Below are 11,876 nucleotides of genomic sequence, written 5' to 3' on the forward strand. Positions count from 1 at the left end.
CTGCGTTAAAAGGAAAGGCTTTTTTACAAAAATTTGCTATGCAGTATAAGCTCCTCACGTTTGATAAAAACAATGAGAATATGTTTAGATTGCTAATGATAGAGTTGTTTCAAAACAGAGAGCTTAGAGAGCAGTTCATGAATGAATTTCACGATGAGAATATTAAAATGCTCTCAGAGGCATTTTTTATTATGATGCAGAGCTCATTAATACGATCTGCAGACCCTATGATGGTTGCGTATGAGTTCATATCCACCCTATTCTATATAAGGCTTCAGATTACTCTTCTTAGATTTGACAGTACGCCTACAACAGCTCTTTCAACGCAGTTCGAAAAGCATGTGGAGTTCTTTTGGGAAAGCATCAGAGTATGATATTTTTTAATATGAGTATTCATACTATTTAATATTGGAGAATGATTTAAAAAAAAGACGGTCTTTAAAAGACCGTCTGAGAAATATAACTATTTTTTCATTGCTTCGTTGGCATACTTTTCACCAAGATCATATGCTGTTTTATTTACATCATGAACTTTAGCTGGTACTTTCGAGAGCATCGTCTCAATTAAAACTTCTCTATCGAGAGGTTTCATAATTGTATTTGCTATTGCAAGTGCAACAACCGATTGAGTAATAACATTACCAACCTCTTCTTTTGCAATAGTAATAATTGGAATCTCAATTACATTCCATTTTTTTCTATCTTCATCACTAGGCTTAACAAGATTTGGATCTACAACTATAGTTCCACCCTCTTGAACACCTTTTTTAAATTGATCATAACTTACCTGTGCAACAGAGAGCATAAAGCTAATCTCACCGTCATTTGCGTATGGATAGTATATCTCATCATCATCAAGTGTAATATCAACAACCGTTGGTCCACCACGAACCTGAGACGTATATGTCGCTGTTTTTAGTCCATGACCACCTGTTTTAATCTTTGCTGCAGCAAAAATTTCACCCGCAAGAAGAACGCCCTGCCCACCGACACCGGTAAATCTCATTAATGTTCTAGCCATTGCGCTCTCCTTATATTTTTTTCTCAAAGTCATCTTGAGTAAGTATTTTTCTCTTACCTTGATGAACTTTGATTATTTCTGCGTACATGTCACAATACTCTTTTGCTTCTGTATCCTCTTTGAGAATTCCTGTAGGCAAAAGATTTTTTCTATCTTCTTCGCTCATGGCATCATATTTCTTTTTAGAAACGGTAATATTATCTATCCAAGCTAGGTTTTCCATTGCAGAAGCCATTTTGTTTTTTCTTCCTAGGTTTATATGACAGTTTGACAATACGTCAAGGAATGCAAAACCTCTATGCTCAATAGCTTTAACAAAAATTTTCTCAAGTTTTTTAGGGTCTATCATGCTCTCTCTAGCAACAAAAGATGCTCCTGCAGCTATTGCTAAATCAGTAGCATTAAAAGTAGGATCTATGTTACCGGCTTTTTGAGACACTGTCCACATACCCTGTGGAGTTGTAGGACTCGTCTGAGAGTTTGTTAAACCGTAAATAAAGTTGTTTATAACTATCATAGTTATGTCTATATTTCTTCTACATCCGTGAATAGTATGATTACCGCCAATTGCAAGTGCATCTCCATCGCCGGCTACACAAATTACATATTTATCAGGATTTGCTAATTTTATACCTGTTGCAAAAGCAACTGTTCTACCGTGCGTTGTGTGAACGGTATTGAAATCAACGTAAGATGAAAATCTTCCAGAGCATCCAATTCCCGATACTACACAAACATCATCTTTATTAAGTCCAAGCTTATCTACAGCTCTGATGAAAGCTTTTAAAATAACTCCATCGCCACAACCCCAACACCAAAGAGTCGGTACTTTCTCTAATCTTAAGTAGTTCTCATAATTAAATGCCATCTTAGAGCTCCTTTACTTTATTTACTATTTCATAAGGAGAGATTGGTCTTCCGTTTACTTTAAATAGACCATTTATATCAAGTCTACCTGTAGCACGTTGAACTTCGTCTCTGTATTGCCCTATGTTTAACTCAACACATAAAACTTTCGGAATTCTAGCTGCAAGCTCTCTCATCTTCTCCGCAGGACTAGGCCAAAGCGTTATAGGTCTAAATAGACCGGCTTTGATACCATCTTCTCTTAGGTGTCTAATCGCCTCTTTCGCAGCAAGTGAAACTGAACCATAAGCAACTATTAATATTTCAGCATCATCTGTATTGAACTCTTCATATAGTTCAATCTCATCTTTGTGGAGTTCAACTTTGTCTTCAAGTCTTTGGATAAGTTTTCTACAAGTCTCTATCTCTTCAGTAGGAAAACCCTTTTTATCATGATGTAAGCCAGTAAAGTGATAACGATACCCTTTGAACATCGGGTTTAAAACTGCCGGCTGATCATGCTCGCACTCATATGGAAAATACTCTTCTGCAGGACCGTCAAATGACTTTCTTGGAACGATTCCAGCTTTTACTTCCTCTTCAGTAGGAAGCATAGCTTTTCCATGCATGTGACCAAGTGTCTCATCAAGTAAAACAAATACAGGTTGCATAAATCTGTCTGCTAAATTAAATGCTCTTACAGTTTCAGTGTAACACTCTGCCAATGAACCTGCACACAGTGTAATTGATTTATAGTCACCATGCGAAGGATTTTTTGCTTGAGCAACGTCACCTTGTGAAACACGTGTTGGAAGACCTGTTGATGGACCACCGCGCATAACGTTAACTACGACTAAAGGAACTTCAGTCATTTGAGCCAAACCAAGATTTTCCGCTTTTAGCGAAATACCGGGACCTGAAGTTGCTGTCATAGTTCTAAGACCGCTCATCCCCGCACCGATTGCTGCTGCAACTCCTGCAATCTCATCTTCCATCTGGATACAAGCTCCACCGATTTCTGGCATCATATCAGACAACTCATGCATGATTTCGCTTGATGGAGTTATCGGATAACCTGCAAAAAATCTACATCCCGCATCTTTTGCCGCCAATGCAGATAATTCATTACCGCTTGAAATAACTTCTCTAGTTGCCATTACTTAGCTCCTTTTTGTTCTAGTGACATATAATTATTTGCTACAATAGCTACTTGACGTTCTTTTGAGTCATCAGTTAATTTTGCAAATTTATACTCTTTCTTCTCTGCTACAAATATAGCAAAGTCCGGACATGACAATTCACACTCCATGCATCCTATACAAGACTCTGGATGCTGAACAGATATCATAGCACCAAGAGTTGATGTAGGTTCATACACCATTCCAAGAACGCCCGCAGGGCATACTGAAACACAAATATCGCAAGCTTTGCAGTTGTTTGTGTTTACCCAAACAGGTTGATTGCCTGGATTCTCAGTTTTAAAAGTTCCCATTTATTCTCCTCTTTTGTTTTGAAGCGCAGTACAACATGTGAAGTATCTCTACGTCACAACATTAAACTGTTACTTATTTTTACAGATAGGTTAACCTACTTTAATTAATATTGCTCTGAAATTGTGCTAATGGCGCTTCTTAGTAACATTAATGTTACTTAATGAAGCTCGCACAAAGAGGCAATACTTATCTAGAGAGTACCTCTGCTACAGCTTTGCCGATATCAGCCGGAGAAACAACCACTTTTACGCCCGCTGCCTCTAATGCAGCCATCTTCTCTGCTGCAGTCCCTGCTCCGCCTGAAACGATAGCGCCAGCATGACCCATTCTTTTACCTTTTGGAGCAGTTTGACCTGCTATAAAAGCAACAACAGGTTTTGTAATATGCTCTTTAATGAACGCTGCTGCTTGGATCTCAAGGTCTCCACCTATCTCACCAATCATTACGATAGCATGTGTCTCAGGGTCTGCTTCAAACATCGGCAGAAGATCTTTATAAGAAAGACCGATAATCGGGTCTCCGCCAATACCGACTGCCGTAGAGATTCCAAAACCTTGTTTTACAACTTGGTTTGCACCCTCGTAAGTAAGTGTTCCAGATTTTGAGATAAGTCCAATATTTCCTTTTTTGAAAATCATGCCAGGCATAATACCGATCTTACACTCTTCGGCAGTTATGATACCGGGACAGTTTGGTCCTATTGTTTTCATGTTATGTTTTGTCGCGTACGCTTTAGCTGCCTGCATGTCACGGACAGGAGCACCCTCTGTGATAACTACAGCAAGTTCAATCCCTGCATCAGCAGCTTCCATAACAGCATCAGCTACAAAAGCAGGCGGAACAAAAATCATTGAAACAGTTGCGCCCGTAGATGCAACAGCTTCTTTAACGGTATTGAAAACAGGCTTTCCTAAATGCTCAGTTCCGCCTTTATTTGGAGTGACTCCGCCTACAATTTTTGTTCCGTATGCCAAACACTGCTCAGCATGGAAAGAACCCTCTTTGCCCGTAAAACCTTGAACGATAACTTTTGTATCTTTATTTACCAATATACTCATAAAACTTACTCTCCTTTAGCTGCAGCTACCGCTTTTGCCGCGCCATCTGCCAAGTCTGTTGCCGATATGACATTTGCAATATTTGCATTTCTTAAAATCTCTGCCGCTTCGGGTGCATTTGTACCATCGAGTCTAACAATAACCGGCACATGAACATCAACAAGCTTAGTTGCTTCTAAGATTCCATTTGCAATACGGTCACATCTAACAATTCCGCCAAAAATATTTACAAAAATTGCTTTTACTTTAGGATTTTTAAGAATTATTTCAAAACCTTTTGCAACAGTTTCAGCGTTAGCAGAACCGCCAACGTCTAGAAAGTTTGCCGGAGTTCCACCCATGTAGTTAATGGTGTCCATAGTACCCATAGCAAGCCCTGCCCCGTTTACCATACAGCCAATTTCACCATCAAGGCTTACATAGCTCAGACCATACTGACTAGCTTCACGCTCATCTGCATCCTCTTCACTAATATCTCTCATCGACTCAATCTCCGGGTGACGTCCAAGTGCAGAATCATCAAATCCCATCTTGCCATCAAGTGCTATAAAATCTCCAGAACCAGTTTTTACAAGAGGATTTATCTCTATCATTTCAGCATCATTTTCTAAGTAAAGCTTATAGAGCGCTGCTGCAAGTTTAATAAATTTACCCTGCTCTGCTTTGTCTGTAATACCTAAACCAAAAACCAACTCTCTTCCATGAAAACCTTGAAAACCGATAGCAGGATCAACCGCTACTTTGATAATCTTCTCAGGTGTATCATGTGCAACATCTTCGATTGCCATACCGCCCTCTGTAGAAGCCATAATAACAGGCATTTCGCGTGCACGGTCAAGAACAATGCCAAGGTAAAGCTCATCTTTTATATCTGCACCGTCTTCGATGTAGAGTTTTTGAACTAATTTGCCCTCAGGTCCTGTTTGATGAGTAACTAAAGTCATCCCAAGAATCTCTTCTGAGAACTTCTTTACTTCATCAATGCTTTTAGCAAGTTTTACCCCACCTCCTAATCCGCGACCGCCTGCATGTATCTGAGCTTTTACAACCCAGATAGGTCCGCCCAGCTCTTCTGCATTAATTACTGCCTGTTTTACGCTCTCAGCCATCAGACCTTTTGGCGTAGGAATGCCATATTTAGCAAAAATCTGTTTTGCTTGATATTCATGTATATTCATCTATTCTCCTTGGTTAAATTTACTTAGGTGCTATCATATCTTGCGGTATGACATATTTATCGAACTCTTCAGCACTCAAAAGACCTAGCTCTATTGCCGTCTCTTTGAGAGTTGAATTGTTTTTATGTGCTGTTTTTGCTATTTTGGCCGCATTTTCATAACCAATATATGGATTAAGAGCCGTAACTAACATAAGCGAATTTTGCAAATAAAAATCAATTTTATCTTCAACAGGCTCTATTCCAACAGCGCAGTGGTCGTTAAAAGAGACAATGGAGTCAGCAAGTAAACGGCAAGACTGTAAAAAATTGTATGCGATTACCGGCTTGAAAACATTCAACTGGAAGTTACCTTGACTAGCCGCAAAACCTATTGTCGTATCATTTCCCATGACTTGACATGTAACCATGGTTACGGCTTCGGCTTGAGTCGGGTTCACTTTACCAGGCATAATTGAAGAACCAGGCTCGTTTTCAGGAATAGTAATCTCCCCTATTCCACATCTTGGACCAGAAGCTAGCCATCTTACATCGTTTGCAATTTTCATCATATCTGCTGAGAGTGCTTTGAGTGCACCGTGAGCAAAAACCAAAGCATCATGTGAAGTGAGTGCATGGAATTTATTTGGTGCAGTTACAAATGCGTGACCCGTCAATTCCGTCAATTTTTTAGCGACTCTCTCTCCAAGTTCAGGATGAGCATTAAGACCTGTTCCAACCGCTGTTCCGCCAAGTGCAAGCTCACGAACCGCTTCAAGAGAATCTTTAGCCATTTTTTCACACTTATTTAGCATCTCAACCCAGCCGCTAATCTCTTGACCAAGCGTTAAAGGAGTTGCGTCTTGAAGATGCGTACGCCCTATTTTTACAATTAACTCAAATTGAGCAGACTTCTGCGCAAGAGTAGCTTTTAGTTTGGCAATAGCCGGTAAAACACGAGTCTCTACTGCAATAACAGCCGCTACATGGAGCGCTGTCGGATAGGTATCGTTTGAGCTTTGTGATTTGTTTACATCGTCATTTGGATGAACAAGCTTCTCAACTCTAAAATCTCCGCCTAATATCTCTGTAGCGCGGTTTGCAAGAACTTCGTTATTGTTCATATTTGACTGTGTGCCTGAGCCCGTCTGCCAAACAACCAGCGGATAGTTTCCATCAAGTTTGCCCGCCAACATATCATCTGCAGCCTGCGCTATTGCATCTGCTTTTTTTGCATCAAGCTTGCCCAAATCTCTATTCACAAGCGCTACAGCCTTTTTAAGATACGAAAATGCTCTTGTTATCTCATAAGGCATAGTCTCTTCGCCGATAGCAAAGTTTTCTATCGATCTTTGAGTCTGTGCCGCCCAATAGGCATCTACTGGGACATCTATTTCTCCCATTGTGTCTTTTTCAATACGAGTGCTCAAATTTGTTCTCCTTCAAAAAATTTATTTCTATTTAACGTGTCAATCAAAGTTTTAACAGAGTCACATGAGTTTTTAAACATCTCTCTCTCTGTGTCATTAAGAGTTATCTCAATAATTTTTTCAGCGCCGTTTGCGCCAAGCATTACCGGAACACCTGAAACTACGTCAGAGTAGCCATACTCACCCTCCAGATATACCGCACATGGATGAATCTGTTTTGTATCTTTTAAAATAGCTTCAACCATTATAGTCGTCGATTTTGCCGGCGCATAGTATGCCGAACCCGTCTTGAGATGACTAACAATTTCGGCACCGCCGTTACGCGTACGAATTACAATCTCATCAATCTCTGCAGATGTTAAAAGATCTGTAAGAGGAACGCCTGCTACAGTCGAGTAACGCGGAAGAGGAACCATGTCATCACCGTGACCACCCATAACTGACGCACGAATCTGACCCCCGCCGTATCCGAGTTTTTCCTGTATAAAACTAGCCATTCTTGCACTATCTAAAATACCTGCCATTCCTATAACACGGCTTCTCTCAAAACCACTCTCTTTAAGTGCCACATAAGTCATAGCATCAAGCGGATTTGAGACCATGATTATGATTGCATCGGGAGAGTATTTTGCAATGCCTTGAATAACCTCTTTGGTAATATTTGCATTTATCATAAGCAAATCATCGCGGCTCATGCCCGGAAGTCTTGGGCTTCCTGCGGTTACAACAACTACATCACAGTTTGTCAAATCAGACATATCTTCAGCTACAGTAACCATAGTGTGACTTCTTACGGCTGAAGCAGCTTGACTCATATCGAGCGCTTTTCCTTTGGCAACATCAATCTTGTTATCACGAAGAATTATCTCATGACAAGAACCAAGCATTGCCAGAGAGTAAGCTACTGTTGCACCGACATTTCCGGCGCCTACTATTCCTACTCTTTTTCCTTGATTCATACGCACTCCTTGAGTAAATTATTACGATATTTTAATCAAATACTATTTAGGTATCTTTAAATTATCATATAAAGACTTTTTTGCCTTTTGTGTAGAACCAATAGGTTTCACATAAAAAGAAAAACAGAGCATCTCCTGCATGGCTGGCATGCGGGAGAAGAACTCTTTATTGTTAGATAATTAGATGCTGTCTATTATAGCATTTAGTGTTGCAGACGGTCTCATCGCAGCTTCAGCTTTTGCATCATTTGGATGGAAGTAACCACCGATATCTTGTGGCTTACCTTCAACAGCTAAAAGCTCTTGCATAATTTTTGCTTCATTTTCCTCTAGAGCAGCAGCAATAGGAGCAAATTTAGCTGCTAACTCAGCATTGTTACCCTCAGCTAATGCTTTTGCCCAGTATTGTGCCAAATAGAAGTGAGAAGCTTTATTGTCAGGCTCTCCCGCTTTTCTACCAGGCGCTTTATTGTTATCGAGGTAAGCCTCATTTGCTTTATCTAAAGCTTCAGTAACAGCTTTAAGATCTGCATCAGGGTGCTTCTGCTCAATATATCTAAGTGACTCAGCAAGCGCTAAAAACTCACCTAATGAGTCCCATCTTAAGTGACCCTCTTCTGAGAATTGATCAACGTGTTTAGGAGCAGAGCCACCCGCACCTGTTTCAAATAGACCGCCGCCTGCTAAAAGAGGAACGATTGAGAGCATCTTTGCACTTGTTCCAAGCTCTAAAATCGGGTACATATCAGTTAAGTGGTCACGTAAAACGTTTCCTGTAACCGAGATAGTATCTTTTCCTTCTCTTACTCTCGCATTGGTATAAGCAACTGCAGCAGCCACATCCATGATAGGAAGTTCTAAACCGGCAGTGTCATGCTCTTTTAAATACTCGTTTACTTTTTTAATAAGATTTGCATCATGTGCTCTATTCTCATCAAGCCAAAATACTGCAGGATTCCCTGTAAGTCTTGCACGTTCAACCGCCAATCTTACCCAGTCTTTAATAGGGATATCTTTTGTTCTAGACATTCTCCAGATATCACCTGCTTCTACATTGTGACTCATAAGAACATTGCCAGACGCATCTTTTACTTCAACCACTCCACCTTCAGACATTTCAAAAGTTGTAGGGTGAGAACCGTACTCTTCAGCTTTTTGCGCCATTAGACCGACATTTGCAACATTACCCATAGTCGTTACATCATATTGACCGTTTTTTACACAATCATCTACCATACCTTGGTGAAATCTTGCATAAGAGCTATCTGGGATTACCGCAACACACTCTTGAACTTTACCATCTCTGTTCCACATTTTTCCGCCATCACGGATAACAACAGGCATAGAAGCATCAATAATGATGTCGTTTGAAGCATGAAGATTTGTGATACCTTTGTCGGAATCAACCATAGCCATTGGAGGCTGCACATCATAGGTCGCTTCAATAGCTGCAATTATCTCATCTTTTTTCTCAGACTTCTCAAGCTTTTTGTAAAGATCTCCAAGTCCCATGTTTGCATTTACGCTAAGTTTTGCAAATTCGTCTGCATATTTTGCAAAGACATCTTTGAAGAACACCTTAATAGCATGACCAAACATAATAGGGTCAGAGATTTTCATCATCGTTGCTTTTAAGTGAAGAGACCATAAAACATCATTTGCTTTTGCATCATCTAATGTTTTTTGGTAGAAGTTTTGAAGAGCCTTAACGGACATAAAAGTGCCATCAAGAACCTCTTTATCTTTTGCTTCGATCTCCTTAAGACATTTGCCATTTAGGTTGATTGTTACTTTTTGGTCTCCATCTACTATAACAGACTGCTCATTAGCGTAAAAATCGCCATTGCCATCCATGTGTGAAACATATGCTTTTGAAGGATTTTCAAAAGGTCTCAACTTATGAGGGTTCTTTTTTGCAAAGTTCTTAACAGCAACCGCAGCGCGTCTATCTGAGTTTCCTTCACGGAGAACCGGATTAACAGCTGAACCTAAACATGTAGAGTACTTTGCCTGAATAGCTTTTTCTTCTTCAGTTTTTGGATCCTCAGGATAGTTAGGAAGCGCATATCCTTGCTCTTGAAGCTCTGCAATACACTCTCTTAACTGAGGAACAGATGCAGAGATGTTTGGTAATTTTATAATGTTACCTTCCGGCTCTTGCGCTACTTTGCCTAAATAAGCCAACTCATCAGCGATTTTTTGATCGTCTGTTAAGTATTCTGGGAAAGTTGCGATAACTCTGCCCGCTAGTGAGATATCTCTAAGCTCAACTTCAACGCCCGCTGTTTTTGTAAAAGCACTTACAACTGGAAGTAATGAGTAAGTTGCTAAAGCCGGAGCCTCATCAATCTTTGACCAAATAATTTTTGACATTGTGTTTCCTCAAGTTTATATTTTATTTTCATCAAGTGTATGAAAATTTACAAGTTCAATGATATCACTAAGATGTAATAATCTGAGGTAAGCAGATGTAAAGATTACTTTATTTTACAAAACTGTTTCATTTGGTAGCACGCTTTATATTGACCAAATGTGTAGAATAGTTACGTGAGAAATTGTGCGTACCGCTCTTTGATTTCATAAAATAGAGAAAATCAGTCTGCGCAGGAAAGATTGCAGCCTTTATGGCATCAAAACTCACATTGCAGACGGGAGCCGCAGGAATGCCGCTGTGCAGGTATGTATTGTACGCTGAGTTATCATCTTTTATCATCTTTGGAGTGACTCTAATGTGTGAGTATTTTCCATAATTGAGTGTACCGTCCATCTGCAGTTTCATACCTTTTTTCAGCCTGTTATATATAACCGAACTAACCAGAGGCATCTCCTCTATATTTGCTGATTCCTTCTGAATAATTGATGCGATTGTTACAAAATGAAACCATTTCTTCTCATTATAGTTTCCAAAAATCTTCATTGACAAACTCTTCATCTGCGAGAGCGATTCGCCTAAAAGTATCTTTATTGCCATCTTCTCTGTTATGCCCATCGGCAAACTGTATGTATTGGGCACAAATGCGCCCTCTATATGTTTGCTTTGAAGTTCATACTCCTTTTGTAAAATATCTCTTTTAAGATTTAGTTCACTCGAGAGCTGGTCTAGAAAAATATGTGTAGTTTCACCAGGTATTAAAGTAACATTTTGAAGCGCAGCCTTTGCGGTTGTAAGTTTATATAAAAAATCGCCTCTCGTACTCAGAGTTGCCCCTATATTTATCCAACCGCTTTGAGGAGAGCCCATTACCCTCAACAGCAGTGAATCTAGTTTGCCTACATTAAAATTTTTATCACTCAAATGTGTTATAATCTTGTTAATAGAACCTGTGGGGATATATATTACCTGGGGGGATTTCATAGGCTTATTTAGGTAATAGATGAACGACAACATAATAATCAGCACTATCTCAAAAATCCATTTTATACTTATAAGTATTTTGTCGTTCATATTTATACTACTCTTCGCTGCGTTTATACTTCTGCAAAATGGATTGTATATAGATGATATATCATTCCAAAATATTAAAGTTAAGAAATTATACATTAAATGGGACGAAAAAATAACCATCAGTGCAAATGAGATTGCAGTTGCTAAAAACAGTAGCGATAAAAACTCTGAGATCCAATACAAAAAAATCCTTCAAATTGTAAAAGAGATACTACCCTTTACAAACTGGCTAAAAGAGCTTGTAGTTGAGAAAATTACTCTAAATGGCATCGAGGGCAAGGTGCAATATATAGATAATCAAAAAGGTTATCTCAATCTTGCATCAAATACATTTACTCTAAAGAGTTCTCTTCTGCCAAACAACGGTCTGCTATACATAGTAATTGAAGAGTTAAAAGCTTTTGAAAACGGCTTAAATATCAATGGTTCCCTTATTTTAAAAGCCAACAAAGAGCTTGGCTTTACGG

11 protein-coding genes and 1 pseudogene are annotated in these 11,876 nt (G+C 39.3%); 2 read left to right on the plus strand and 10 right to left on the minus strand.

What is annotated here, in order from left to right; all coding sequences use genetic code 11:
* On the plus strand, positions 1-374 hold a 374-nt coding region (locus RQ763_RS04465), incomplete at its 5' end, for a TetR/AcrR family transcriptional regulator C-terminal domain-containing protein (RefSeq protein WP_314151442.1).
* Positions 375-463: 89 nt separating this feature from the next.
* Here the strand turns inward: RQ763_RS04465 and RQ763_RS04470 are convergent.
* The 10 genes from RQ763_RS04470 to mltG all read right to left on the minus strand — a co-directional run bounded on the left by RQ763_RS04470 (position 464) and on the right by mltG (position 11,409).
* Positions 464-1,021, minus strand: coding sequence for a 2-oxoacid:acceptor oxidoreductase family protein (locus tag RQ763_RS04470; RefSeq protein WP_314151443.1), 558 nt, complete (start codon positions 1,019-1,021; stop codon positions 464-466).
* Between the two features lie 10 nt (positions 1,022-1,031).
* Complete coding sequence (locus tag RQ763_RS04475) at positions 1,032-1,889, minus strand: 2-oxoglutarate ferredoxin oxidoreductase subunit beta (RefSeq protein ID WP_314151445.1); 858 nt, start codon at positions 1,887-1,889, stop codon at positions 1,032-1,034.
* Position 1,890: 1 nt separating this feature from the next.
* Entirely contained in the window at positions 1,891-3,024 is a 1,134-nt protein-coding gene (locus RQ763_RS04480; RefSeq protein ID WP_314151446.1) for a 2-oxoglutarate synthase subunit alpha, read from the minus strand.
* A complete protein-coding gene (locus RQ763_RS04485) occupies positions 3,024-3,359 on the minus strand; it encodes a 4Fe-4S dicluster domain-containing protein (RefSeq protein WP_314151447.1) in 336 nt (111 codons plus the stop codon). The genes RQ763_RS04480 and RQ763_RS04485 overlap by 1 nt, the downstream gene beginning before the upstream one ends.
* A gap of 187 nt (positions 3,360-3,546) precedes the next feature.
* Entirely contained in the window at positions 3,547-4,419 is an 873-nt protein-coding gene (sucD, locus tag RQ763_RS04490) for a succinate--CoA ligase subunit alpha (protein ID WP_314151448.1), read from the minus strand.
* A 5-nt stretch (positions 4,420-4,424) separates the two neighbouring features.
* A complete protein-coding gene (gene sucC, locus RQ763_RS04495; protein WP_314151449.1) occupies positions 4,425-5,597 on the minus strand; it encodes an ADP-forming succinate--CoA ligase subunit beta in 1,173 nt (390 codons plus the stop codon).
* Positions 5,598-5,616: 19 nt separating this feature from the next.
* A complete protein-coding gene (gene fumC / locus RQ763_RS04500; RefSeq protein WP_314151450.1) occupies positions 5,617-7,005 on the minus strand; it encodes a class II fumarate hydratase in 1,389 nt (462 codons plus the stop codon).
* The gene (mdh, locus tag RQ763_RS04505) at positions 7,002-7,964 is read right to left on the minus strand and encodes a malate dehydrogenase (protein ID WP_314151451.1); all 963 of its coding nucleotides are present in this window, start codon (positions 7,962-7,964) and stop codon (positions 7,002-7,004) included. The genes fumC and mdh overlap by 4 nt, the downstream gene beginning before the upstream one ends.
* Before the next feature lie 180 nt (positions 7,965-8,144).
* Positions 8,145-10,337: an NADP-dependent isocitrate dehydrogenase gene (locus RQ763_RS04510; protein ID WP_314151452.1), complete on the minus strand. Its 2,193-nt coding sequence runs from the start codon at positions 10,335-10,337 to the stop codon at positions 8,145-8,147.
* Positions 10,338-10,464: 127 nt separating this feature from the next.
* On the minus strand, positions 10,465-11,409 hold the full coding sequence (gene mltG, locus RQ763_RS04515; RefSeq protein WP_314151453.1) for an endolytic transglycosylase MltG: 945 nt from the start codon (positions 11,407-11,409) through the stop codon (positions 10,465-10,467).
* Between mltG and RQ763_RS04520 the strand changes: the two are divergent.
* Positions 11,339-11,876, plus strand: a pseudogene (locus RQ763_RS04520) (hypothetical protein); the annotation flags it as partial. The gene mltG and the pseudogene RQ763_RS04520 overlap by 71 nt on opposite strands.

The organism is Sulfurimonas sp., from assembly GCF_032250635.1.
Lineage (GTDB): Bacteria > Campylobacterota > Campylobacteria > Campylobacterales > Sulfurimonadaceae > Sulfurimonas.